Source organism: Pseudomonas sp. S3_B11 (assembly GCF_054667715.1).
This window is the reverse complement of the sequence record NZ_CP162749.1, coordinates 4779697-4804283: the sequence shown is the minus strand read 5'-3', so window position 1 is coordinate 4804283 and position 24587 is coordinate 4779697. Positions and strand designations below refer to the sequence as shown.

Below are 24587 nucleotides of genomic sequence, written 5' to 3'. Positions count from 1 at the left end.
TCCACGAGCGGCCCTCTCCTAATGGCTAGGCGAAACGATCAGGCTGACAGGTAACTCACCTGCAATTTCCGATAGCTCCGTTTGCAATGCCACAGAGTTTTTAACAAGGCCGCGAGGGTCATAAACGAAGAAAATGATTGCATGGCATTCGGGATGGGCCCGGTAGCGTGCGATATCCAGAATAAGCTCGTCGGCTAGCGATCTTGCAGTCATACCATCGCGCGTCATCTTGAGCTCCAGAAAGAGCCCATGTTCAGGCAGGAGGAAGTCTGCGCGGGTGGCGCCTGCTGCCATGCTCGGGGACGGCTCTTCAGGTTTTACATTGTCAAACTGCAATCTTAGCAATGCATTGACCAGGAACTGGACGTCGTATTCATCGTCGAGCTGAATTCCCTTTCGGCTGCGTGGGCGGTGTTCCAGATCTTTCGCAAAACGATGAAAACGCAGCAGCATGCGCTCGATGATCTGATCGGCTTGCTCTACGGTTGCGGGTAGCACAGGCGTATCAAGGGAGAAGTGATCTTGTAATATCTGTTCTTCAAGCCGGCGTTGCGCTTTTGGTGGTCCTTGGAAAATTGCGCAGGTTGCTATCCCGATCAGAAGCAATTCGATGGTCAGAAACAAAACCAGATAGCCTATAGCGACTGTAACTTTGTACTGGCCATCAAGCTTGTATTTACTGCCTCCTCCCTGCCTAGGCTCGTCTCGTGGTACCAGTTTCAGGTTAAAAGTGACCATTACCCCGCCAATTCGGTGAACGCCCTGTAAACCATGTAGCGAATCCAGGCCAATCTCCCCCCGGTTATAGAGGTCGAGCAGAGCAAAAATCTCCTGGGTTGCCTGCTGATACTCCTCGCTATTGATCACCTCAAGCACTGCGGGATTGGTAACGCCCGAGTCCTCAAAGCGAGGGGCTATCCATGAGCAGTATGTGAGTATGGGCATCAACGTCAGTATCGTGAACCCGACCTTGGCGAACATGCGCCAGCGTCGATTCTCCATCACTAACTCACCCAGAGTGTCGTACTCTTTGCTTCTATCAAACAGTGCAGAGATCCATTTCAGCAAAGCGTTCTTCTCCAATATGTTCGGTTGCGCCAGGCGCGCATTATGTGGGAGAAGAAACTGACTTTTCCCCCAACGCCCCACAGGTTCACTGGATATCTTTCAGGTAATCCCTAAGTTTGAGAAGCGGACCCTGAAGCTCCTCCATCGTCTGGGTAGCGCCAAATTCAGTCGCCAACCGCCCCAGTTCCCGCCCCAAAATCGTATTCCTGCCCCCAATTGCCTCCAGTGCCAAGTCCAGGCAGCGCTGCACTTTCGCCTGAATACCTTGAATATCCTCCCTACGCACCAACAACCCAAAAACCTCCCGATCACAACCCCCCATCAACGGATCATCCCGCAGAATCGGGCTGTGACCCTCTGTCTCATAAGCCAGCTTGAGGGAGTAAAGAGCGACCGTTTCCAGCAGCAATTCCATGGGGTGAAATCCTTGGTGATTGGGTGAGGAGGGTGGGGTGATGGTTTATGCCTTGGCGGTGGCAACTCGGAGTATCGGTGAGGGTGGTGACTGCTTTGTGAGCGCTTCGCGCTCAAGCGGGAGCAAGCTCCCTCGCCACAGGTTCTTCTCCTACCACCGGTTCTTCCTTGTCCCCAGGTTCTTCCTCACCATGGGGTTGGGTATTTGGGGCCGCTTCGCGACCCAGCGGGGATAAATCCCCTCGCCACAAAAGCGGATCGGGGTTTGGCTTGGATCTGCTTGGGCCCCGGCCAAACCACTTTCCGGCAGACGAAAAAAAAGACCTTGAATTTCAAGGTCTTTCTTTAAGATGGTGCCCCGAGGGAGACTCGAACTCCCACTCCTTTCGAAAACGGATTTTGAATCCGCCGCGTCTACCAATTCCGCCATCAGGGCTCAATGGCGGCGAAGTATAGAGAGGTGCCTACCGTTGGTCAATCACGTTTCATGGTGAATTTTTGATATTTCCGCTAGACTTTCCGGCCCTGCTAGACGAACCCCATCATGCGTGTTGCTGACTTTACCTTCGAACTCCCGGATTCGCTGATCGCTCGCCACCCTCTGGCCGAGCGTCGCGCCAGTCGACTGTTGACCCTGGACGGGGTCAGCGGTGCCATGGCTCACCGTCAATTCACTGATTTGCTTGAGCATTTGCGCCCGGGCGATTTGATGGTGTTCAACAATACCCGTGTCATTCCCGCGCGTTTGTTTGGCCAGAAAGCCTCCGGCGGCAAGCTGGAGATTCTGGTGGAGCGGGTGCTGGACAGCCACCGCGTGCTGGCCCATGTGCGGTCGAGCAAGTCGCCCAAGCCCGGTTCGTCGATCTTGATCGACGGCGGCGGTGAGGCGCGGATGGTGGCGCGGCATGATGCGTTGTTCGAGCTGGAATTTGCCGAAGAGGTGTTGCCGCTGCTCGACCGTGTCGGGCACATGCCGTTGCCTCCTTATATAGACCGCCCGGACGAAGGTTCGGACCGCGAGCGTTATCAGACCGTGTACGCCGAGCGCCTGGGGGCGGTGGCGGCGCCGACGGCGGGGCTGCATTTTGATCAGCCGTTGCTGGAGGCCATTGCGTCCAAGGGCGTGGAGACGGCGTTCGTGACGCTGCACGTCGGCGCTGGCACGTTCCAGCCGGTGCGCGTCGAGCGTATCGAAGACCACCACATGCACAACGAATGGCTGGAAGTCAGCCAGGAAGTGGTCGATGCCGTGGCGGCCTGTCGCGCGCGCGGCGGGCGGGTGGTGGCGGTGGGGACCACCAGCGTGCGCTCCCTGGAAAGCGCCGCGCGCGATGGCGTGCTCAAGCCGTTCAGTGGCGACACCGATATCTTTATCTACCCGGGCCGGCCGTTTCATGTGGTCGATGCCCTGGTCACCAACTTTCATTTGCCTGAATCCACGCTGTTGATGCTGGTTTCGGCGTTCGCCGGTTATCCCGAAGCCATGGCCGCCTACAAGGCCGCCGTCGAGCATGGATACCGCTTTTTCAGCTACGGTGATGCGATGTTCATCACCCGTAACCCCGCGCCACGCGGACCCGAGGAAACAGTATGAGTCGCACCTGTCGCATGTCCTTCGAGTTGCTCGCCACCGATGGCAAGGCTCGTCGCGGTCGTCTGACCTTCCCCCGCGGTACCGTGGAAACCCCCGCGTTCATGCCGGTGGGCACCTACGGCACGGTCAAGGGCATGCTGCCGCGTGACATCGAGGCGATTGGCGCGGAGATCATCCTCGGTAACACCTTCCACCTGTGGCTGCGCCCGGGCATGGAAGTGATCAAGGCCCACGGCGACTTGCACGATTTCATGCAGTGGAAAGGCCCGATCCTGACCGACTCCGGCGGCTTCCAGGTGTTCAGCCTGGGCGCGATGCGCAAGATCAAGGAGGAGGGCGTGACCTTCGCTTCTCCGGTGGACGGTTCCAAGGTGTTCATGGGGCCGGAAGAGTCGATGCAGGTGCAACGCGACCTGGGCTCGGACATCGTGATGATCTTCGACGAATGCACGCCGTACCCGGCCGATGAAGACGTGGCGCGGGTGTCCATGGAGCTGTCGTTGCGCTGGGCCCAGCGGTCGAAGAACGCCCATGGCGATAATACCGCCGCGCTGTTCGGCATCGTCCAGGGCGGCATGCACCGCGACCTGCGCATGCGCTCGCTCGAAGGCCTGGACAAGATCGGCTTCGACGGCCTGGCGATTGGCGGCCTGTCGGTGGGCGAGCCCAAGCAAGAGATGATCAAGGTGCTCGATTACCTGCCGGGTGAAATGCCCGCTGACAAACCTCGTTACCTTATGGGCGTTGGCAAACCGGAAGATCTGGTTGAGGGTGTGCGCCGCGGTGTGGACATGTTCGATTGCGTGATGCCAACCCGTAATGCCCGCAATGGGCATCTGTTCATCGACACTGGTGTGCTGAAGATCCGTAACGCGTTTCATCGCCATGATAATTCGCCGCTGGATCCGACGTGCGATTGCTACACCTGCCAGAACTTCTCTCGCGCTTATCTGCATCATTTGGACAAGTGCGGCGAAATGCTCGGCAGTATGCTCAATACCATCCACAATTTGCGCCATTACCAGGTGCTTATGGCTGGTTTGCGCGAGGCTATTCAACAGGGTACATTGGCCGCCTTTGTCGAGGCCTTCTATGCCAAGCGCGGGTTGCCTGTACCGCCCTTGGACTGAGTTTTCCGATCCCTAGATTCAATACTTGCAACTGGAGTGCTAAATGAGCTTTTTTATCTCTAATGCCATGGCTGACGCGGCTGCACCTGCTGCTGCCGGCCCTATGGGCGGCGGTTTCGAGTGGATTTTCCTGGTCGGCTTCCTGGTCATCTTCTACCTGATGATCTGGCGCCCACAGGCCAAGCGCGCCAAAGAGCAGAAGAACCTGCTGAGCAACTTGCAGAAGGGCGATGAAGTGGTCACCACCGGCGGTATCGCTGGCAAGATCACCAAAGTGGCTGATGACTTCGTGGTTCTGGAAGTGTCCGACACTGTTGAAATGAAGTTCCAGAAGGGCGCTATCGCGGCCACGCTGCCAAAGGGCACGCTGAAAGCGATCTAAGTAACAACTTCTATTCAATCGACGGGGCGCGCAAGGCGCCCCGCGTCATAAGCGGGCGGCGTGATGCTGAACAAATACCCTCTGTGGAAATATGTACTGATCCTGGCGGTGCTGGCGGTCGGTCTGATTTATTCCGCTCCCAATCTATACCCGGATGACCCGGCCATTCAGGTCAGTGGCGCAAGCACTGCGCTGCAGGTCACCCAGGCCGATCTGGACCGTGCGAGCGCTGCGCTCAAAGCGTCCAATATCGAGGTCAAGGCTGCGTCCATCGCCGAAAACGGCAAGGGCGGCCTGTTGCGTCTGGCCAAGGCCGAAGACCAACTGCCAGCCAAGGACGTGGTGCGCAAGGCGTTGGGCGACGATTACGTTGTGGCCCTGAACCTGGCCCAGACCACCCCGCAATGGCTGCGCAAGCTCGGCGCGCATCCGATGAAGCTGGGTCTGGACTTGTCCGGCGGTGTGCACTTCCTGCTGGAAGTGGACATGGAAAAAGCCCTCGACGCGCGACTGAAAGTCTACGAAGGCGACGTCAAGAGCTTGCTGCGTAAAGAGCGCGTGCGTTATCGCAGCCTGCCGCAACTCGACGGTGCCATTCAGTTGGGCTTCAGCGATACCGATACCCGCGAGCAGGCCCGTAGCCTGATCCGCAAGAACTTCAATGATTTCGACGTTGTGCCGGCCGACCTCAATGGTCAGCCAGTGCTGCGTCTGGCGATGACCCCGGCCAAGCTGGCGGAAATCCGCGAATACTCCATCAAGCAGAACTTGACCACGGTGCGTAACCGCGTCAACGAGCTGGGTGTGGCCGAGCCGATCGTGCAGCGCCAGGGCGCCAACCGCATCGTCGTTGAGCTGCCAGGCGTGCAGGACACTGCCGAAGCCAAGCGTATCCTCGGCAAGACCGCCAACCTGGAATTCCGTCTGGCCGCTGAGCCGGGTGCTTCCAAGGCGACTTCCGAGAGCTTCGAGTTCCGTGAGGGCAACCGTCCGGCGGCGCAGATCGAGCGTGGCCTGATCATCACCGGTGACCAGGTGACTGACGCCAAGGCGGGCTTCGACGAGCAGGGTCGCCCACAGGTGAACATTCGCCTCGACGGCCATGGCGGCGAACTGATGAGCCGCGCTACGCGCAGCAACGTCGGTCGCAGCATGGCGGTGATCTTCATCGAGCAGAAGCCGACCACCACTTACACCAAGCAAGTGGTCAACGGCGTCGAGAAAGACGTCGCGGTGCAGACCTTCAAGGAAGAGAAGAAGATCATCAGCCTGGCGACCATCCAGTCGCCACTGGGCAGCCAGTTCCGCATCACCGGCCTGAACGGCCAGGGTGAATCCTCGGAACTGGCCCTGCTGCTGCGTGCCGGTGGTCTGGCCGCGCCAATGTACTTCGCTGAAGAGCGCACCATTGGCCCGAGCCTGGGTGCCGACAACATCACCAAGGGTATCGATGCTTCGCTGTGGGGCATGCTGTTCGTGTCGCTGTTCATCATCGCCATCTACCGCTTCTTCGGCATCATCGCCACCGTCGCGCTGGCAGTGAACATGGTGATGCTGCTGGCCTTGATGTCGCTGCTGGGGGCCACGCTGACCCTGCCGGGTATCGCCGGTATCGTGTTGACCATGGGTATGGCGGTGGACGCCAACGTGCTGATCTTCTCGCGGATACGTGAAGAGATCGCTGCGGGCATGACGATTCAACGGGCAATCAACGAAGGCTTCGGCCGGGCATTCACCGCGATTCTCGACGCCAACCTGACCACGTTGCTGGTCGGCGGGATTCTCTTCGCCATGGGCACCGGCCCGGTCAAGGGCTTCGCAGTGACCATGTCCCTCGGGATCTTTACCTCGATGTTCACAGCCATCATGGTGACCCGCGCAATGGTCAACCTGATCTTTGGCGGTCGTGACTTCAAGAAGTTGTGGATTTAAGGGGCTGCCATGTTACGTACAATCAACTTCATGGGCGTTCGCAACGTTGCGTTCGGCGTCACATTGTTCCTTACCGTACTGGCGTTGTTCAGCTGGTTCCACAAGGGCCTGAACTACGGCCTGGACTTCACCGGCGGTACGCTCATCGAGCTGACCTACGAGCGTCCGGCCGACGTCACCAAGGTACGTGAGCAGTTGGTGACCTCGGGCTACAGCGATGCCATCGTGCAGAGCTTTGGTGCGACCACCGACCTGCTGGTGCGTATGCCGGGTGCAGACCCGCAGTTGGGTCACCAGGTGGCTGAAGCCTTGCAGAAGGCCGGCGGTGACAACCCGGCCCAGGTCAAGCGTGTCGAGTTCGTTGGCCCGCAAGTGGGTGAAGAGCTGCGCGACCAGGGCGGCCTCGGCATGCTCATGGCCCTGGGCGGCATCCTGCTCTACCTGGCCTTCCGCTTTCAGTGGAAGTTCGCGGTAGGCGCGATTGTCTCGCTGATCCACGACGTGATCGTGACCGTGGGCATCCTGTCGTTCTTCCAGATCACCTTCGACCTGACGGTGCTGGCGGCGGTGCTGGCGATCATCGGTTACTCGCTCAACGACACCATCGTGGTGTTCGACCGGGTGCGTGAGAACTTCCGTGTGCTGCGCAAGGCCTCGCTGATCGAGAACATCAACATCTCGACCACCCAGACCCTGCTGCGGACCATGGCGACGTCGATCTCCACCTTGCTGGCGATTGCTGCGCTGTTGTTCTTTGGTGGCGACAACTTGTTCGGTTTCTCCATCGCGCTGTTCATCGGCGTGTTGGCGGGTACTTACTCGTCGATCTACATCGCCAACGTGGTGCTGATCTGGCTGAACCTGAGCACCGAGGACCTGATTCCTCCGGCTGCTGCTGAAACGGAAGTGGACGACCGCCCGTAAGGCTCCGGTTTCCATCCGTCACCACTGAAAAGGCGCGAGTTGAACTCGCGCCTTTTTTTGTGCTCCAAGGCTGGGAGAAGCGCGGATTAATCCGCTTGTGATGGTCAGGAGGTTCAAGTGAACAAATCGATGCTGGTTGGTGCGGTATTGGGTGCTGTCGGTGTAACAGCCGGTGGTGCGGTCGCCACCTACAGCTTGGTAAAAAGTGGCCCTGAGTATGCGCAAGTATTGGCCGTGGAGCCGGTCAATACCCAAATCAAGACCCCGCGTGAAGTGTGCAAGGACGTCACCGTGACTCGGCAGAAGCCAGTCCAGGACCAGCACCAGATCGCCGGTACCGTCCTGGGCGCCGTAGCCGGTGGCCTGCTGGGCAACCAGATCGGCGGCGGCACCGGTAAGAAGATCGCCACCGTGGCGGGTGCGGCCGGTGGTGGTTATGCCGGTAACAAGATTCAGGAAGGCATGCAGGAGCGCGACACCTACACCACCACCCAGACTCGCTGCAACACGGTCAATGACATCAGCGACAAGGTTGTAGGCTACGACGTTCGCTACATGCTCGACGGCAAAGAAGGCAAAGTCCGCATGGACCGCGACCCGGGCAACCAGATCCCGGTGAACAAGGAAGGCCAACTGATCCTGGGCCAGAACGAACCGGCTCAGTGATCCAACCGCTATGAAAGAAGCACCCTTCGGGGTGCTTTTTTTTCGCCCGCATTTACTACTCCACCTCAAACCCCCTGTGGGAGCGAGCTTGCTCGCGATAGCGGTGGTTAAGCTTGCGTGGATGTCTGATGTTGTAACCGATCGTTCCCACGCTCTGCGTGGGCATGCATCCCGTGACGCTCTGCGTCACCTTCCAGAAGCGGAACGCGGAGCGTCCCTGGCGGCATTCCCACGCGGAGCGTGAGGAACGATCGGCGTATGAGGCAGGCATAAAAAAAGCACCCCGAAGGGTGCTTTTTTGTAGCCGGTTGCTTAGCGCTTCAGCGAAGCCGGCAGGTGCGGCTGGATGGCGGTGAGCACAGCCTTGAAGCATTTGGTGTTGCCGGCAACGATGTGGCCTTTTTCAAGGAAGTCGTGGCCGCCGGTGAAGTCGCTCACCAAACCACCGGCTTCCTGGATCAGCAGGGCGCCAGCAGCCATGTCCCATTCGGACAGGCCCGATTCCCAGAACGCATCGAAACGGCCAGCGGCCACATAAGCCAGGTCCAGGCTCGCAGCGCCGGCGCGGCGGATGCCGGCGGTCTGGCCGACCAGGGCGCGGAACATGCCCAGGTAGTTGTCCAGGTTGTCCATCTGGTCATCGCGGAACGGGAAGCCGGTACCCAGCAGGGCGCCGTCCAGGCTGGTGCGGCCGCTGACGCGCAGGCGACGACCGTTCAGTTGGGCGCCACGGCCACGGCTGGCGGTGAATTCTTCCTGGCGAACCGGGTCCAGCACGACGGCGTGTTCCAGGCGACCACGGTATTTGCAGGCGATGCTGACAGCGAAGTGAGGAATGCCGCGCAGGAAGTTGGTGGTGCCGTCCAGCGGATCGATGATCCACAGGTACTCTTCGCCTTCGATGCCAGTACCGGCGTGCATGCCGGTCTCTTCACCGAGGATGGAGTGGTTCGGGTAAGCCTTGCGCAGGGCGTCGACGATCTTTTGCTCGGCGGCGCGATCAACCTCGGACACGTAGTCCTTGGCGTCTTTTTCATCGACCTTGATGGTATCCAGGCGCTCGATGGAGCGGAAGATCAGTTCACTGGCGCTGCGGGCGGCGCGCAGCGCGATATTCAGCATGGGCTGCATGGATGTGTCACCTAAGGTTGTTAAAGAAAGCCGCGCATTCTATCAGAAAGTTTTCTCAGGAGAAGGTTGGTGTTCGCTTTCATAGCTTAACGGTAGGTGCTTATGTAAGATTTGCTCCCTTTATCGTGTTCGAGAGCGCCTCCCTTGTTGCAGAACATTCGTGTCGTCCTGGTCAATACCAGCCATCCGGGTAACATCGGCGGAGCTGCGCGGGCCATGAAGAACATGGGCCTGTCGCGCCTGGTGCTGGTCGAACCGCGCTTGTTTCCCCATCACGAAGCTGACGCCCGGGCCTCTGGCGCTGGTGACATCCTCGCCAACGCGCAGGTCGTCGCTACTCTGGAAGACGCCCTGGTGGGATGCAACCTGGTGCTCGGCACCAGCGCCCGCGACCGGCGTATCCCCTGGCCACTGCTCGACCCCCGCGAATGCGGCACCAAAGTGGTCGAGGAAGCCGCGCAAGGCTTTGAGATTGCCCTGGTGTTCGGCCGTGAAGACTCCGGCCTGACCAACGACGAGCTGCAGCGATGTCACTTTCACGTGCATATCCCTTCCGACCCCGAGTTCAGTTCCTTGAACCTGGGGGCGGCGGTGCAGGTGTTGAGCTATGAAGTGCGCATGGCTTGGCTGGCAGCCGAAGGCAAGCCCAGCAAAATCGAAAAAACCGAGGTCACGTCGCCGCGCAGTGAGACACTGGCGACCATGGACGAACTGGAACGGTTCTATGAACACCTGGAACAGACCCTGGTGGACATCGAGTTCCTCGACCCGGAAAAGCCGCGACACTTGATGGCGCGCCTGCGTCGGTTGTACGGACGAAGCTCGGTCAGCCGGGCGGAGATGAATATATTGCGCGGCATCCTCACGGAAACCCAGAAAGCGGCCCGTGGCGAGCTGATTAAGCGGAAGAAATAAAATGTTCGAACGTTTGCGTGAAGATATCCAAAGTGTTTTCCATCGTGACCCGGCGGCGCGCAATGCCTTTGAAGTGCTGACCTGCTACCCGGGGATGCACGCGATCTGGATCCACCGCCTGTCCGGCGCCTTGTGGAACATGGGCTGGAAGTGGCTGGCGCGGCTGGTCTCGAACTTCGGCCGCTGGCTGACCGGGATCGAGATCCACCCGGGCGCCAAGGTCGGTCGCCGGTTCTTCATCGACCACGGCATGGGCATCGTCATCGGCGAAACCGCCGAGATCGGCGACGACGTGACGCTGTACCAGGGCGTGACACTCGGCGGCACCAGCTGGAACAAAGGCAAACGCCACCCGACCCTGGAAGACGGCGTGGTAGTGGGTGCCGGCGCCAAGGTGCTCGGGCCGTTCACGGTTGGGGCGGGGGCGAAAGTCGGCTCCAATGCCGTGGTCACCAAGGCCGTGCCGCCTGGCGCGACCGTGGTGGGCATCCCTGGGCGGATCATCGTCAAGTCCGATGACGAGCAGGACGCCCGCCGCAAGGCCATGGCCGAGAAGATCGGTTTCGACGCCTACGGTGTCGGCGAAGACATGCCCGACCCGGTCGCCCGCGCCATCAACCAGTTGCTCGATCACCTGCAGGCCGTCGATGGGCGCCTGGAGGGGATGTGCGGCGCCCTGAAGGACCTGGGCAGTAATTACTGTGCCAAGGACCTGCCTGAACTGCGCGAGGAAGATTTTGCGTGTGTGAAGGACAAGGATGAGACCCAGGCCAGCTGAAACCCTACTGGCCTCATCGCGAGCAAGCTCGCTCCCACAGGGGGCTTTGGTGGATGCACAATTCGTGTACGCCGCAGATCCCATGTGGGAGCGAGCTTGCTCGCGATAAACGATAACGCGGTATCACTGGTCGCCGCCGGCCAGCCTTTGCTATGATGCGCGCGCTCTTTCGCGGGTAAACCTGAGTAAAGCACTAGGTCTTATACTTGACTTAAATACTCGGGAATTGCATACTCGCCCCCATTCCGAACTCCGTGGTAATTGTCCATGCGACTGACTACAAAAGGCCGATACGCCGTGACCGCAATGCTGGATCTGGCATTGCATGCGCAGCACGGGCCGGTGTCCCTGGCCGATATCTCCGAGCGCCAGGGCATTTCCCTGTCTTATCTTGAACAGCTGTTCGCCAAGCTGCGCCGTAGCAACCTGGTTTCCAGCGTTCGCGGCCCCGGCGGCGGCTACCAGCTGTCGCGCGACATGCAGGGCATCCAGGTCGCCCAGGTGATCGATGCGGTGAACGAATCGGTCGATGCGACCAAATGCCAGGGCCTTGGCGACTGCCATGGCGGCGATACTTGCCTGACCCACCACTTGTGGTGCGATCTCAGCCTGCAGATTCACGAATTTCTAAGCGGTATCAGCTTGGCTGACCTTGTAACTCGTCGTGAGGTGCAAGAAGTAGCCCAGCGTCAGGACCAGCGTCGTTGCAATAGCAAGGCGCCGCACCTGGACAAGATTGAAGCGTCCGCCGTCGAATGACTGCCGCAGAGCACGCGGAACGCCAGCCAGCCTGATTTAGGAGAGAGTCCATGAAATTGCCGATTTACCTTGATTACTCAGCGACCACCCCGGTTGACCCGCGTGTTGCGCAAAAAATGAGTGAATGCCTGCTGGTCGACGGAAACTTCGGTAACCCGGCGTCCCGTTCCCACGTGTTCGGCTGGAAGGCCGAAGAGTCGGTCGAAAACGCCCGTCGCCAGGTCGCTGACCTGGTCAACGCCGACCCGCGTGAAATCGTCTGGACCTCCGGTGCCACTGAATCCGACAACCTGGCAATCAAGGGCGTCGCGCATTTCTATCACACCAAGGGCAAGCACCTGATCACCTCCAAGATCGAGCACAAGGCTGTCCTGGACACCATGCGCCAACTGGAGCGTGAAGGCTTCGAAGTCACCTACATCGAGCCAGGTGAAGACGGCATCATCACTCCAGCCATGGTCGAAGCCGCCCTGCGCGACGACACCATCCTGGTTTCGATCATGCACGTGAACAACGAAATCGGCACCGTCAACGACATCGCGGCCATCGGCGAGCTGACCCGTTCCAAGGGCATCCTGTTCCACGTCGACGCGGCCCAGTCCACCGGCAAGGTCGACATCGACCTGTCCAAGCTGAAAGTCGACCTGATGTCGTTCTCGGCCCACAAGACCTACGGCCCTAAAGGCATTGGCGCGCTGTACGTCAGCCGCAAGCCGCGTGTTCGCCTCGAAGCGACCATGCACGGCGGCGGTCACGAGCGTGGCATGCGTTCCGGCACCCTGGCGACCCACCAGATCGTCGGCATGGGCGAAGCCTTCCGTGTAGCCAAGGAAGACATGGCTGCCGAGAACGTGCGCATCAAGGCCCTGAGCGACCGCTTCTTCAAGCAGGTCGAGGACCTCGAAGAACTCTACGTCAACGGCAGCATGACCGCCCGCGTACCGCACAACCTGAACCTGAGCTTCAACTATGTTGAAGGCGAGTCGCTGATCATGGCGCTCAAGGATCTGGCCGTGTCGTCCGGTTCGGCCTGCACCTCGGCATCGCTCGAGCCTTCGTACGTACTGCGCGCCCTGGGCCGCAACGACGAACTGGCCCACAGCTCGATCCGCTTCACCTTCGGCCGCTTCACCACCGAAGAAGAAATCGATTACGCCGCGCAGAAAGTCTGCGAGGCCGTTACCAAGCTGCGCGCTCTGTCGCCGCTGTGGGACATGTACAAAGACGGCGTCGACATTTCGAAAATCGAGTGGGCGGCGCACTGAAGAAGTCGCCACCAGAGCGACTCACTGATGAGGATTAAAGCAAATGGCATATAGCGAAAAGGTCATCGACCACTACGAGAACCCGCGCAACGTCGGCAAGATGGACGCGCAGGATCCTGATGTCGGCACCGGCATGGTCGGCGCCCCAGCGTGCGGCGACGTCATGCGCCTGCAGATCAAGGTCAACGAGCAAGGCATCATCGAAGATGCCAAGTTCAAGACCTACGGCTGCGGTTCCGCGATCGCGTCCAGCTCCCTGGCCACCGAGTGGATGAAGGGCAAGACCCTTGATGAAGCCGAAACCATCAAGAACACCCAGCTGGCCGAAGAACTGGCCCTGCCGCCAGTGAAGATCCACTGCTCGGTACTCGCCGAAGACGCCATCAAGGCCGCCGTTCGCGATTACAAGCAGAAGAAAGGCTTGATCTGATCCGCGTTACGGTAAGGAGTTTTCCATGGCTATCCAGATGACAGAAGCGGCAGCTAACCATATCCAGCGCTCACTTGCGGGGCGCGGCAAGGGCGAGGGTATCCGCCTGGGTGTTCGCACCACGGGCTGTTCTGGCCTCGCCTATGTACTGGAATTCGTCGACGAAGTGGGCGAAGACGATCAGGTGTTCGAGAGTCATGGTCAGAAAGTGATCATCGACCCGAAAAGCCTGACGTACCTGGACGGCACCGAACTGGATTTCGTCAAGGAAGGGTTGAACGAAGGCTTCAAGTTCAACAACCCCAACGTGCGCGGTGAATGTGGCTGCGGCGAAAGCTTCAACATCTGAGGCAGCTTGTGGGTACTCCTTGTCATTTTGCGTTGTTCCAGATGCAGCCTGCGTTCCAGCTGGATCTCGACCAGTTGTCCGCGCGTTATCTGGAATTGGCCCGTGGTGTCCACCCGGACCGCTTTGCTGACGCCTCCGAAGCCGAGCAGCGCCGGGCGCTTGAGCAGTCTGCGAACCTCAACGAGGCGTACCAGACACTCAAGAGTCCAGCCAAGCGCGCGCGTTACCTGCTCGCCATCAGCGGCCATGAGTTGCCGCTGGAGGTCACGGTCCACGATCCCGAGTTTCTTTTGCAGCAGATGCAATGGCGCGAAGAGCTCGAAGACCTGCAGGACAGCGCCGACCTGGCCGGTGTCGCGGTATTCAAGCGCCGCTTGAAAGACGCCCAGCACACATTGAACGAAAGCTTCGCAGCCTGCTGGAACGATGCCGCGCAGCGCGAACAGGCCGAACGCCTGATGCGGCGCATGCAGTTCCTCGACAAGCTCACCTACGAAGTGCGCCAGCTCGAAGAGCGCCTCGACGATTAACCCAGTGCCGCTCCGGTCGCACGCCTGATTACAGATAAGTCCTGATTACGATGGCCCTACTGCAGATCGCCGAACCCGGCCAAAGTCCACAACCGCACCAGCGTCGCCTGGCTGTCGGGATCGACTTGGGTACCACCAATTCCCTGGTCGCTGCCTTGCGCAGCGGTCTTTCCGAACCGCTGGCCGATGAGCAGGGGCAGGTGATCCTGCCGTCCGCCGTGCGCTATCACGCCGATCACGTCGAAGTGGGCGAGTCGGCCAAGCTGGCCGCCGCCACCGATCCGTTGAACACCATCGTCTCGGTCAAACGCTTGATGGGCCGTGGTCTGTCCGACGTCAAGCAACTGGGCGACCAACTGCCGTACCGCTTCGTCGGCGGTGAATCCCACATGCCGTTCATCGAAACCGTACAGGGCCCGAAAAGCCCGGTAGAGGTTTCCGCCGACATCCTCAAGGTCCTGCGCCAGCGCGCCGAAGCGGCACTGGGCGGTGAATTGGTGGGCGCGGTCATTACCGTCCCGGCTTATTTCGACGATGCCCAGCGCCAAGCCACCAAGGATGCCGCCAAGCTTGCCGGCCTGAACGTGCTGCGCCTGCTCAACGAGCCGACGGCCGCTGCGGTGGCGTATGGCCTGGACCGGCATGCCGAAGGCCTGGTCGCCATCTACGACTTGGGTGGCGGTACTTTCGATATTTCGATCCTGCGCCTGACTGGCGGTGTCTTCGAAGTCCTGGCCACCGGCGGCGACAGCGCCCTGGGCGGCGATGACTTCGACCACGCCATCGCCGGCTGGATCATCGAGCAAGCCGGTTTGTCCGCTGACCTCGACCCGGGTGCGCAACGCCATCTGCTGCAAACCGCCTGCGCCGCCAAGGAAGCCTTGACCGACGCCGCCACGGTTGAAGTCGCTTATGGCGACTGGAAAGCCGCGCTGACCCGCGAAGCCTTCGATGCCCTGATCGAACCCATGGTCGCCCGCAGCCTCAAGGCCTGCCGCCGTGCCGTGCGCGATTCCGGCGTAGAGCTCGAAGACGTCAAGGCCGTGGTCATGGTCGGTGGTTCGACCCGCGTGCCTCGAGTTCGCGAAGCCGTGGCCGAGGCCTTTGGCCGCCAGCCGCTGACTGAAATCGACCCGGACCAGGTGGTTGCCATCGGCGCCGCGATCCAGGCCGATACCCTGGCCGGCAACAAGCGCGATGGCGGCGAACTGCTGCTGCTCGACGTGATTCCGTTGTCCCTGGGCCTGGAGACCATGGGTGGCCTGATGGAGAAGGTGATTCCGCGTAACACCACCATCCCCGTTGCCCGCGCCCAGGACTTCACCACCTATAAAGACGGCCAGTCGGCCATGATGGTCCACGTGCTGCAAGGCGAGCGTGAGCTGATCAGCGACTGCCGCTCCCTGGCTCGCTTCGAATTGCGTGGCATCCCACCGATGGTGGCGGGTGCGGCGAAGATCCGCGTGACCTTCCAGGTCGATGCCGACGGCTTGCTCAATGTCTCCGCCCGCGAACTGGGTTCGGGCGTGGAGGCGAGCATCCAGGTCAAGCCGTCCTATGGCCTGACCGACGGCGAAATCGCCAAGATGCTCAAGGATTCCTTCCAGCATGCCAGCGACGACAAAGTCGCCCGTGTGCTGCGCGAGCAGCAGGTCGACGCCCAGCGCCTGATCGAAGCCGTGCAAGGTGCCCTTGAGGCTGACGGCGACCGTTTGTTGGATGCCGAAGAGCGCATGGTCATCGAGCTGCAGATGCAGGAATTGTCCGAATTGATCAAAGGCACCGATGGCTATGCCATCGAGCAGCAGACCAAGCGTCTGTCGCACGTCACCGACGCCTTTGCTGCCCGCCGCCTGGACTCGACGGTGAAAGCCGCCCTGGCGGGGCGCAACCTGAATGAAATCGAGGAATAACTGATGCCGCAGATCATTTTTCTGCCACACGCCGAGCATTGCCCGGACGGTATGGTGGTAGAGGCCGAAACCGGCAAGTCCATTCTTGAAGTGGCCCACGACAACCACATCGAGATCGAGAGCGCCTGCGGCGGTGTCTGTGCCTGCACCACGTGCCATTGCATCATTCGCGAAGGTTTCGACTCGCTGAATGAGGCTGATGAGCTGGAAGAAGACTACCTTGATAGGGCCTGGGGCCTGGAACCGACGTCGCGCCTGACCTGTCAGGCCAAGGTCGGTACCGAAGACCTGGTGGTCGAAATCCCGAAATATTCGCTTAACCATGCGGCCGAAGCGCCGCACTGATGGTGACACTGTCATGAGCTATGGTTGGAATGATGTACAACGCATCGCAGAAGAACTGGCCGAAGCCAAGCCGGACGTGGATCCGCTGAAGGTCAATTTCGTCGATCTGCAGCACTGGATCATGGAGCTTCCCGGTTTCGACAGCACCTCTGGCCGTTGTGGCGAGAAGGTCTTGGAAGCGGTCCAGGCGCTCTGGATCGAAGAAATCGACTGATCGACCTGGCAGGTTAGGCAATACCCCTGAACCCGCGTATAATTCGCGGGTTTAATTTTTCGCAAATTACCGTTTCTGGAGTTACACCATGGCTGTTCAACGTACTTTCTCCATCATCAAGCCTGACGCCGTTGCTAAAAACGTGATCGGCAAGATCGTTACCCGCTTCGAAGACGCTGGCCTGCGCGTTGTAGCTTCGAAAATGAAGCAGCTGTCCAAAGCCGAAGCCGAAGGCTTCTACGCTGAGCACAGCGAGCGCGGTTTCTTCGGTGAGCTGGTTGCTTTCATGACTTCCGGTCCGGTTGTCGTTCAGGTGCTGGAAGGCGAAAACGCTATCGCTCGCAACCGTGAGTTGATGGGCGCTACCAACCCTAAAGAAGCTGCTGCCGGCACCATCCGTGCTGACTTCGCCGAGTCCATCGACGCCAACGCCGTTCACGGTTCGGACTCCGAAGCCGCTGCTGCTCGCGAAATCGCTTACTTTTTCGCTGCTACTGAAGTAACCGCTCGCTAAGCATTGGCTTGAGAGTGAAGGTGAATCCATGACTACATCGACTGTTAAAACCAATCTGCTGGGGCTGACCCAGCCGGAAATGGAGAAATTCTTCGACTCGATCGGGGAGAAGCGTTTCCGTGCCGGTCAGGTGATGAAATGGATTCACCACTTTGGCGTCGACGACTTCGACGCCATGACGAATGTCGGCAAGGCCCTGCGCGAAAAGCTCAAGGCTGTTGCCGAGATTCGCGGCCCCGAAGTGGTCAGCCAGGACATTTCCAGCGACGGCACCCGCAAGTGGGTGGTGCGCGTGGCGTCCGGCAGCTGCGTCGAGACCGTCTACATTCCCCAGGGCAAACGCGGCACCTTGTGCGTTTCGTCCCAGGCAGGCTGTGCCCTGGACTGCAGTTTCTGCTCCACCGGCAAGCAAGGCTTCAATAGCAACCTCACCGCCGCCGAAGTGATCGGCCAGGTGTGGATTGCCAACAAATCCTTTGGCAGCGTCCCGGCGACCGTCGACCGTGCCATCACCAACGTGGTGATGATGGGCATGGGTGAGCCGCTGCTGAACTTCGACAACGTCGTTTCCGCCATGCACCTGATGATGGACGACCTGGGCTACGGCATCTCCAAGCGCCGCGTGACCCTGTCCACTTCCGGCGTGGTGCCGATGATCGATGAGCTGGCCAAGCACATCGACGTCTCCCTGGCGTTGTCGCTGCACGCACCCAATGACGCATTGCGTAATCAATTGGTGCCGATCAACAAGAAATATCCGCTTAAGATGCTGCTCGAGTCGTGCCAGCGCTACATGTCGTCCCTGGGCGAAAAGCGCGTGCTGACCATCGAGTACACACTGCTCAAGGATGTGAACGACAAGGTCGAACACGCGGTCGAGATGATCGAGCTGCTCAAGAACATCCCGTGCAAGATCAACCTGATTCCGTTCAACCCGTTCCCGCATTCCGGTTACGAGCGTCCGAGCAACAACGCGATTCGTCGCTTCCAGGATCAGCTTCACCACGCTGGCTTCAACGTCACCGTGCGCACCACCCGCGGCGAAGACATCGACGCCGCCTGTGGCCAATTGGTAGGACAGGTGCTGGATCGCACCCGTCGCAGCGAACGCTACATTGCCGTGCGTGAGTTGAACGCCGCGGACGATGCGGTGCAAAACGCTGCGAACAGTCACTAAGAGAGGAACTCTATGTCCCTGCGCTTCGCGCTCGTTTTGCTGTTGGCCGGCCTTTGTTCCGGTTGTGTCCTGTCGGGTGACTACAACCCGATGAGGACCAGCAAAGGGCGCGACGAGGCGCGTGTGGCCTACGTGCAACTGGGCATTGGCTACCTGCAGCAGGGCATGACCGAACGGGCCAAGGTGCCGCTCAAGAAAGCCCTGGAGCTGGACGATTCCGACCCGGACGCCAACGCGGCCCTGGCGCTGGTGTTCCAGGCCGAGATGGAGCCGGAGCTGGCCGACCAGCATTTTCGCAAGGCGCTGTCTGCCCGCCCGCAAGACGCCCGGATCCTGAACAACTACGGCAGCTTTCTTTTCGAGCAGAAACGCTACAAGGACGCCTACGAGCGCTTCGAGCAGGCTGCCGCCGACACCCTTTACCCTGAGCGTTCGCGGGTTTTCGAAAACCTCGGCATGACGGCCGCGCAGCTGGGCCAGCGTGACCTGGCCCGCCAGCAGCTGGAAAAGGCGCTGCGGCTCAACCGCCAGCAACCGCGGGCGCTGCTGGAAATGGCTGAGTTGTCCTACGAAGACAGGCATTATGTGCCCGCGCGTGACTACTACGAGCGTTTTAGCCTGCTGAGCGAGCAAAATGCACGTAGTCTATTGCTCGGCGTTCGGCTGGCACATGTGTTTGAAGATCGCGACAAGGCTGCAAGTTACGGCCTGCAACTCAAAAGACTCTATCCCGGTACGCCGGAATATCAGCAATACCTGTCGGAGCAATGATGAAAGCGGCGCATCCCGAAGTTGTAGCAGCGACTCGCGTAAATCCTGGTGAGACCCTGCGTCAAGCCCGCGAAAGCAATGGTTGGTCGCTGGCCGAAGTGGCCCTCAAGCTCAATCTCACCGTGGCCTCCTTGGGCAATCTGGAAGCGGGCGCGTTCGACAAGCTGCCTGGGCATACCTTCGCCCGCGGCTATATCCGCGCCTATGCCAAGTTGCTCGGCATGGACCAGACCGTGCTGGTCCAGCAATTCGATCAATACACCGGTTCCGATGCCCAGGGCAGCAACGTGCACAGCCTGGGTCGCATCGAGGAGCCGGTTCGCGTTTCCCACACCATTTTGCGAATCGTCAGCCTGTTGCTGCTGATCGCGGTGATTGGTGGCGGTTTTGTCTGGTGGCAGGATCAGGCTTCCTTGCGCAACAAGGAGCCGGTCGCCATGAACCCTGAGCACGTTGAGGTCGAAGGCGCCGACGGCACCACCCAGATCCATCCGCTGGACGAGCCGGAAGACCAGGCTGTCGTCGAAGGCCAGGCCGAAGGCGAAACCGCCCTGGCGTTGCCACAGGGCCAGGACGCCGCCGATGCCGAAGCGGGTGCCGAGCCGGCTGTTCCAGCCCCTGTGCCAGCTGCACCAACAGCGCCGACTGCACCGATTGCCACCGCCCCTGCCGCACCGAGCACGCCAGCGCCAACCGCGGCTGCGCCTGCGACCCACGCGGCTCCAGCCGCGCCAGTTGTTCCGGCAGCTCCGGCGGCCCCGACCCCGGCTCCAGCGGCAGGTGAAGGCCAGGTACAGATTCAGTTTGTCGCCGACTGCTGGACGCAGATCACCGATGGCAACGGCAAGGTGTTGTTCAGTGGCCTCAAGCGCAAGGGCGACAGCACCGCCATCAACGGCAAGCCACCCTTTGCCGTACGCCTGGGTTATGCCCGTGGCGCGCAGGTCAGCTACAACGGCCAGCCGGTCGACATCGCTCCGTTCACCAGTGGCGAGACCGCTCGCCTGAAGTTGGGTCAATAAGTCATGCACGGCGAATCTCCAATCAAGCGTCGCGAATCCCGAAAAATCTGGGTCGGCAACGTGCCCGTGGGCGGCGATGCGCCTATCGCTGTGCAGAGCATGACCAACAGCGACACCAATGACGTGGCCGCCACGGTCGCCCAGATCAACCGCCTGGAAGCCGCCGGTGTCGACATCGTGCGGGTATCGGTGCCGGACATGGACGCCGCCGAGGCGTTCGGCAAGATCAAGCAACTGGTCAAGGTGCCCTTGGTGGCCGACATCCACTTCGACTACCGCATCGCCTTGCGTGTTGCCGAGCTGGGTGTGGATTGCCTGCGCATCAACCCGGGCAACATCGGTCGCGAAGACCGTGTCCGTGCCGTGGTGGATGCCGCCCGCGACCGGGGCATCCCGATCCGCATCGGCGTGAACGCCGGTTCCCTGGAAAAAGACCTGCAAAAGAAATACGGCGAACCGACCCCGGCGGCACTGGTGGAGTCGGCCCTGCGCCACGTCGAGCACCTCGAACGCCTGAATTTCCAGGACTTCAAGGTCAGTGTGAAGGCGTCCGACGTGTTCATGGCCGTCGAAGCCTACCGCCTGCTGGCCAAGGAAATCGTCCAGCCGCTGCACCTGGGCATCACCGAAGCCGGTGGGTTGCGTTCGGGCACGGTGAAATCCGCCGTCGGCCTCGGTATGCTGCTCGCCGAAGGGATTGGCGATACCATCCGCATCTCGTTGGCGGCTGACCCGGTCGAGGAAGTGAAAGTCGGCTACGACATTCTCAAGTCCCTGCACCTGCGTTCCCGTGGCATCAACTTCATCGCCTGCCCGAGCTGCTCGCGGCAGAATTTCGATGTGGTCAAGACCATGAACGAGCTGGAAGGGCGCCTTGAAGACCTGCTGGTGCCGCTGGATGTCGCGGTGATCGGTTGCGTGGTCAACGGGCCGGGCGAAGCCAAGGAGGCCCATATCGGCCTGACTGGCGGTACACCGAACCTGATTTACATCGACGGCAAGCCGTCGCAGAAACTGACGAATGACAATCTGGTGGATGAGCTGGAACGGCTGATCCGCCAGAAAGCGGCCGAAAAGGTCGAAGCCGACGCAGCGGTCATCGCGCGCGGTTAAGTCGAAAGATTAAGGAATACACGTGAGCAAGTCCCTGCAAGCCATTCGTGGCATGAACGACATCCTGCCCGAGCAGACGCCGCTGTGGCGCTATTTCGAGGGCACCGTGGCGCGTCTGCTGGATAACTACGGCTATCGGCAGATCCGCATGCCGATCGTCGAGTTCACCGAGCTGTTCAAGCGCTCCATCGGTGAAGTGACCGACATCGTCGAAAAAGAGATGTACACCTTCGACGACCGCAACGGCGATTCCCTGACCCTGCGCCCCGAAGGCACGGCGGCCTGCGTGCGTGCGGTGCTCGAGCACGGCATCACCGGCGGCGGTCAGGTACAGAAACTCTGGTACGTCGGCCCGATGTTCCGTCACGAGCGTCCGCAGAAAGGCCGTTATCGCCAGTTCCACCAGATTGGCCTGGAGGTGTTCAACCTCGAGGGTCCGGACATCGATGCCGAGCTGATCGTCATGACCTGGCGCCTGTGGGGCGAGCTGGGGCTTCGCGATGCGGTCAAGCTTGAGCTCAACAGCCTGGGCACCAGCGAGTCCCGTGGCCGCTACCGTGAAGCGTTGGTGGAGTTTCTTTCCGCCCACCTGGACAAGCTCGACGAAGACAGCCAGCGCCGTCTGAAGACCAACCCGCTGCGTGTGCTCGACACCAAGAATGCCGAGACCCAAGCGGTCCTGGTCGACGCGCCGAAAATGGCCGACTACCTCGACGACGAATCCCGTGCACACTTCGAAGGGCTGAAGGCGCGCCTCGACGCCGTGGGCATTCCTTACGTGATCAACCCCAAGTTGGTCCGTGGCCTGGACTACTACAGCAAGACCGTCTTCGAGTGGGTCACCGACAAACTCGGCGCCCAGGGCACCGTGTGTGCCGGCGGCCGCTACGACGGGCTGGTTGAGCAGATGGGCGGCAAGCCGACCCCGGGCGTGGGCTTTGCCATGGGCATCGAGCGCCTGGTGCTGATGCTTGAAGCCTTGGACAAGGTCCCGGAAGAACTGTCCCGTCAGGTCGACGTCTACCTGTGCGCCTTTGGCGAGGCCGCCGAGCTGGCAGCCCTGTCGTTGAGCGAGCGGATCCGCGACCAGTTGCCCAACCTGCGCCTGCAGATCAACGCCGGTGCTGGCAGCTTCAAGAGCCAATTCAAGAAGGCCGACAAGAGCGGTGCGCTGTACGCACTGATCCTCGGTGACGACGAACTGGCCCAACAAGTGGTAGGTTTCAAACCCCTGCGTGGCCAGGGCGAACAACAAAGCATTGCCTGGGATGCGCTTGCTGCACACCTGGCCACCTGCGTCGTGCAGGGTTGAAGCTGTCAAACAGCCGATTTAGCGATTAAGGAGTATTGGGGTGTCGAGTACCGAAGATGAACAGCTGGCGGATTTGAAGGACTGGTGGACGCGCAACGGCAAGCCGCTGGTCACTGGCGGCCTGTTGGCGCTGGTCATCGTGTTCGGCTGGCAGGCCTACCAGAAATACCAGAGCAACCAGTCGCAAGGCGCCTCGGTGCTCTACCAGCAATTGCTGGAAACCACCCTGACCCCGGACGGCAAGCCTGACGCGGCCCGCGTGGCGGACCTGGCCGGCAAGCTGGACAAGGAATTCGGCGGCACCGCCTACGCCCAATACGGTCGCCTGTTCGTGGCCAAGGTGGCGGTGGACAGCGGCAAGCTGGACGACGCGGCCACCGAGCTCAAGGGTATCGTCGACAAACCGGCCAACCCGACCCTGGGCGAAGTGGCGCGTCAGCGCCTGGCGCAGGTGCTGGCGGCACAGAACAAGGCCGAAGACGCCTTGAAGCTGCTCGACGGTGATGCCGACAAGGCATTCCTGGCGACCCGCGAAGAACTCAAGGGCGACCTGCTGGTACAGCTGGGCCGTGCCGATGAGGCCCATGCGGCCTACCAAAAAGCCAAGGCTGCGCTGTCGGATGAAGCCGCAGTCGGTGGCCTGCAAATCAAGCTGGACGACCTGGCCAAAGGGGATGCGTGACGTGATCCGTTGGAAACATGCAGCATTGCTGGCTCTGGCCATTCTGGCCGCGGGTTGCAGCAGCAACAGCAAGAAAGAACTGCCTCCGGCCGAACTGACCGACTTCAAAGAAGAAGTCGTGCTGCAGAAGCAGTGGAGCCGTTCCATCGGCGATGGCCAGGGCGAAACCTACAACATGCTGGTGCCGGCCATTGACGGCGACACCATCTATGCAGGTGATGTCACGGGCGTGGTGATGGCGATGGACCGCACCAACGGCGACGTCAAATGGAAGAAAGATCTTGAACTGCCTGTTTCCGGCGCCGTTGGCGTGGGTTACGGCCTGGTCATGATCGGCACGCTCAAGGGCGAGATCGTCGCCCTGGACGCGAGCAGCGGTGAAGAGAAATGGCGCGCCCGCGTGACCAGTGAAGTGCTCGCACCGCCGGCCACCAACGGTGACGTGGTGGTGGTCCAGACCCAGGACGACCGTCTGATCGGCCTGGATGCCGCGACCGGCAACCAACGCTGGTTGTACGACAGCACCCCGGCGGTACTGACCCTGCGCGGCACCAGCGCGCCAGTCGTCACCAACCGCCTGGCGGTGGCTGGTTTGTCGACCGGTAAAGTGGTGGCCCTGGATATTTCCAACGGCGTGCCGGTCTGGGAACAGCGCGTAGCGATCCCGCAAGGTCGTTCGGAGCTGGAGCGTGTGGTCGACATCGACGGCGGCTTGCTGCTGTCTGGCGGCACACTGTACGTCGCCAGCTACCAGGGCCGCGTTGCAGCATTGGACCTGGAAAGCGGTCGTCCGCTGTGGCAGCGCGATGCGTCCAGCTACGCCGGTGTCGCCCAAGGCTTTGGCAGCGTCTACGTGAGCCTGTCCTCGGGCACCGTCGAAGGTGTTGACGAGCGTTCCACCACCGCCTTGTGGAGCAACGACTCCCTGGCCCGTCGTCAACTGTCGGCCCCGGAAGTGTTCTCCAGCTACGTCGCAGTGGGTGACCTGGAAGGTTACCTGCACCTGCTCAGCCAGGTGGACGGTCGTTTCGTCGGCCGTGAGCGCATCGACAGCGACGGCCTGCGTGCCCGTCCGCTGGTGGTGGGCAACATGATCTATGTGTATGGCAACAGCGGCAAACTGGAAGCCCTGACCATCAAGTAAGACTATGCTTGGGGCTAATCCCCCAAGCGGCCTTGTTCACAAGGTTTGCAGGGCTTGCACAGACTGCCCCGAGCACCAGCCGCTGCCTCGCAGCGGCTTTTGTATTTTCTGAA

Annotated in this window: 27 protein-coding genes and 1 tRNA gene; 24 read left to right on the top strand and 4 right to left on the bottom strand. The window is 60.6% G+C overall.

What is annotated here, in order from left to right; translation table 11 throughout:
- Nucleotides 1-18: 18 nt before the first annotated feature.
- The 3 genes from AB4O22_RS21720 to AB4O22_RS21710 all read right to left on the bottom strand — a co-directional run bounded on the left by AB4O22_RS21720 (nucleotide 19) and on the right by AB4O22_RS21710 (nucleotide 1918).
- Entirely contained in the window at nucleotides 19-1068 is a 1050-nt protein-coding gene (locus AB4O22_RS21720; RefSeq protein WP_123351258.1) for a PD-(D/E)XK nuclease domain-containing protein, read from the bottom strand.
- Nucleotides 1069-1153: 85 nt separating this feature from the next.
- Nucleotides 1154-1483, bottom strand: coding sequence for a hypothetical protein (locus AB4O22_RS21715; protein ID WP_013692318.1), 330 nt, complete (start codon nucleotides 1481-1483; stop codon nucleotides 1154-1156).
- A 350-nt stretch (nucleotides 1484-1833) separates the two neighbouring features.
- Nucleotides 1834-1918: transfer RNA gene (locus AB4O22_RS21710), tRNA-Leu, on the bottom strand.
- A gap of 108 nt (nucleotides 1919-2026) precedes the next feature.
- Between AB4O22_RS21710 and queA the strand changes: the two genes are divergently transcribed.
- The 6 genes from queA (at nucleotide 2027) to AB4O22_RS21680 (ending at nucleotide 8110) form a co-directional block, all read left to right on the top strand.
- Nucleotides 2027-3076 (top strand): tRNA preQ1(34) S-adenosylmethionine ribosyltransferase-isomerase QueA, encoded by a 1050-nt coding sequence (gene queA, locus AB4O22_RS21705; RefSeq protein ID WP_460097116.1) that lies wholly within the window; start codon nucleotides 2027-2029, stop codon nucleotides 3074-3076.
- A 14-nt stretch (nucleotides 3077-3090) separates the two neighbouring features.
- Nucleotides 3091-4206 (top strand): tRNA guanosine(34) transglycosylase Tgt, encoded by a 1116-nt coding sequence (gene tgt, locus AB4O22_RS21700; RefSeq protein ID WP_180988349.1) that lies wholly within the window; start codon nucleotides 3091-3093, stop codon nucleotides 4204-4206.
- A gap of 43 nt (nucleotides 4207-4249) precedes the next feature.
- Complete coding sequence (gene yajC, locus AB4O22_RS21695) at nucleotides 4250-4588, top strand: preprotein translocase subunit YajC (protein ID WP_003197982.1); 339 nt, start codon at nucleotides 4250-4252, stop codon at nucleotides 4586-4588.
- A 63-nt stretch (nucleotides 4589-4651) separates the two neighbouring features.
- A complete protein-coding gene (gene secD / locus AB4O22_RS21690; RefSeq protein WP_003197983.1) occupies nucleotides 4652-6520 on the top strand; it encodes a protein translocase subunit SecD in 1869 nt (622 codons plus the stop codon).
- 9 nt (nucleotides 6521-6529) lie between these two features.
- Nucleotides 6530-7444 carry a protein translocase subunit SecF gene (secF, locus tag AB4O22_RS21685; RefSeq protein WP_003197985.1) on the top strand — a complete coding sequence of 305 codons (915 nt, stop codon included), beginning with the start codon at nucleotides 6530-6532 and terminating at the stop codon, nucleotides 7442-7444.
- 117 nt (nucleotides 7445-7561) lie between these two features.
- Nucleotides 7562-8110, top strand: coding sequence for a glycine zipper 2TM domain-containing protein (locus AB4O22_RS21680; protein WP_460097113.1), 549 nt, complete (start codon nucleotides 7562-7564; stop codon nucleotides 8108-8110).
- A 312-nt stretch (nucleotides 8111-8422) separates the two neighbouring features.
- Here AB4O22_RS21680 and suhB read toward each other — a convergent pair whose 3' ends face one another.
- A complete protein-coding gene (gene suhB / locus AB4O22_RS21675) occupies nucleotides 8423-9241 on the bottom strand; it encodes a type III secretion system regulator SuhB (RefSeq protein ID WP_003185165.1) in 819 nt (272 codons plus the stop codon).
- Between the two features lie 144 nt (nucleotides 9242-9385).
- Between suhB and trmJ the strand changes: the two genes are divergently transcribed.
- From trmJ to bamB, 18 genes are all read left to right on the top strand, one after another.
- The gene (gene trmJ, locus AB4O22_RS21670; protein ID WP_003197989.1) at nucleotides 9386-10156 is read left to right on the top strand and encodes a tRNA (cytosine(32)/uridine(32)-2'-O)-methyltransferase TrmJ; all 771 of its coding nucleotides are present in this window, start codon (nucleotides 9386-9388) and stop codon (nucleotides 10154-10156) included.
- A 1-nt stretch (nucleotide 10157) separates the two neighbouring features.
- On the top strand, nucleotides 10158-10934 hold the full coding sequence (cysE, locus tag AB4O22_RS21665) for a serine O-acetyltransferase (protein WP_003197992.1): 777 nt from the start codon (nucleotides 10158-10160) through the stop codon (nucleotides 10932-10934).
- Between the two features lie 267 nt (nucleotides 10935-11201).
- Nucleotides 11202-11693: a Fe-S cluster assembly transcriptional regulator IscR gene (iscR, locus tag AB4O22_RS21660; protein WP_003185160.1), complete on the top strand. Its 492-nt coding sequence runs from the start codon at nucleotides 11202-11204 to the stop codon at nucleotides 11691-11693.
- A gap of 50 nt (nucleotides 11694-11743) precedes the next feature.
- On the top strand, nucleotides 11744-12958 hold the full coding sequence (locus AB4O22_RS21655; RefSeq protein WP_003197994.1) for an IscS subfamily cysteine desulfurase: 1215 nt from the start codon (nucleotides 11744-11746) through the stop codon (nucleotides 12956-12958).
- Between the two features lie 43 nt (nucleotides 12959-13001).
- On the top strand, nucleotides 13002-13388 hold the full coding sequence (gene iscU / locus AB4O22_RS21650) for a Fe-S cluster assembly scaffold IscU (RefSeq protein WP_003185157.1): 387 nt from the start codon (nucleotides 13002-13004) through the stop codon (nucleotides 13386-13388).
- 25 nt (nucleotides 13389-13413) lie between these two features.
- Nucleotides 13414-13737 (top strand): iron-sulfur cluster assembly protein IscA, encoded by a 324-nt coding sequence (gene iscA, locus AB4O22_RS21645; RefSeq protein WP_003185155.1) that lies wholly within the window; start codon nucleotides 13414-13416, stop codon nucleotides 13735-13737.
- Between the two features lie 8 nt (nucleotides 13738-13745).
- Nucleotides 13746-14267, top strand: a complete 522-nt coding sequence (gene hscB, locus AB4O22_RS21640) for a co-chaperone HscB (RefSeq protein WP_003197997.1) — start codon at nucleotides 13746-13748, stop codon at nucleotides 14265-14267.
- A gap of 50 nt (nucleotides 14268-14317) precedes the next feature.
- Nucleotides 14318-16180: a Fe-S protein assembly chaperone HscA gene (gene hscA, locus AB4O22_RS21635; RefSeq protein WP_013692321.1), complete on the top strand. Its 1863-nt coding sequence runs from the start codon at nucleotides 14318-14320 to the stop codon at nucleotides 16178-16180.
- Nucleotides 16181-16183: 3 nt separating this feature from the next.
- The gene (gene fdx / locus AB4O22_RS21630; RefSeq protein WP_003198002.1) at nucleotides 16184-16525 is read left to right on the top strand and encodes an ISC system 2Fe-2S type ferredoxin; all 342 of its coding nucleotides are present in this window, start codon (nucleotides 16184-16186) and stop codon (nucleotides 16523-16525) included.
- 13 nt (nucleotides 16526-16538) lie between these two features.
- Nucleotides 16539-16739, top strand: a complete 201-nt coding sequence (gene iscX / locus AB4O22_RS21625) for a Fe-S cluster assembly protein IscX (protein WP_003198004.1) — start codon at nucleotides 16539-16541, stop codon at nucleotides 16737-16739.
- A gap of 88 nt (nucleotides 16740-16827) precedes the next feature.
- Complete coding sequence (gene ndk / locus AB4O22_RS21620; protein WP_003185145.1) at nucleotides 16828-17253, top strand: nucleoside-diphosphate kinase; 426 nt, start codon at nucleotides 16828-16830, stop codon at nucleotides 17251-17253.
- A 28-nt stretch (nucleotides 17254-17281) separates the two neighbouring features.
- Nucleotides 17282-18430 carry a dual-specificity RNA methyltransferase RlmN gene (gene rlmN, locus AB4O22_RS21615; protein WP_003198007.1) on the top strand — a complete coding sequence of 383 codons (1149 nt, stop codon included), beginning with the start codon at nucleotides 17282-17284 and terminating at the stop codon, nucleotides 18428-18430.
- A gap of 12 nt (nucleotides 18431-18442) precedes the next feature.
- Nucleotides 18443-19201 (top strand): type IV pilus biogenesis/stability protein PilW, encoded by a 759-nt coding sequence (gene pilW, locus AB4O22_RS21610; RefSeq protein WP_063322851.1) that lies wholly within the window; start codon nucleotides 18443-18445, stop codon nucleotides 19199-19201.
- The gene (locus tag AB4O22_RS21605; protein WP_460097110.1) at nucleotides 19201-20223 is read left to right on the top strand and encodes a RodZ domain-containing protein; all 1023 of its coding nucleotides are present in this window, start codon (nucleotides 19201-19203) and stop codon (nucleotides 20221-20223) included. Before pilW ends, AB4O22_RS21605 begins: the two co-directional genes overlap by 1 nt.
- 3 nt (nucleotides 20224-20226) lie before the next feature.
- Nucleotides 20227-21336 carry a flavodoxin-dependent (E)-4-hydroxy-3-methylbut-2-enyl-diphosphate synthase gene (gene ispG / locus AB4O22_RS21600; RefSeq protein ID WP_003185136.1) on the top strand — a complete coding sequence of 370 codons (1110 nt, stop codon included), beginning with the start codon at nucleotides 20227-20229 and terminating at the stop codon, nucleotides 21334-21336.
- A 22-nt stretch (nucleotides 21337-21358) separates the two neighbouring features.
- A complete protein-coding gene (hisS, locus tag AB4O22_RS21595) occupies nucleotides 21359-22648 on the top strand; it encodes a histidine--tRNA ligase (protein ID WP_014336698.1) in 1290 nt (429 codons plus the stop codon).
- 40 nt (nucleotides 22649-22688) lie between these two features.
- Nucleotides 22689-23330, top strand: a complete 642-nt coding sequence (locus tag AB4O22_RS21590; protein WP_003198017.1) for a YfgM family protein — start codon at nucleotides 22689-22691, stop codon at nucleotides 23328-23330.
- The gene (bamB, locus tag AB4O22_RS21585; protein WP_003198019.1) at nucleotides 23323-24474 is read left to right on the top strand and encodes an outer membrane protein assembly factor BamB; all 1152 of its coding nucleotides are present in this window, start codon (nucleotides 23323-23325) and stop codon (nucleotides 24472-24474) included. Before AB4O22_RS21590 ends, bamB begins: the two co-directional genes overlap by 8 nt.
- Nucleotides 24475-24587 lie beyond the last annotated feature (113 nt).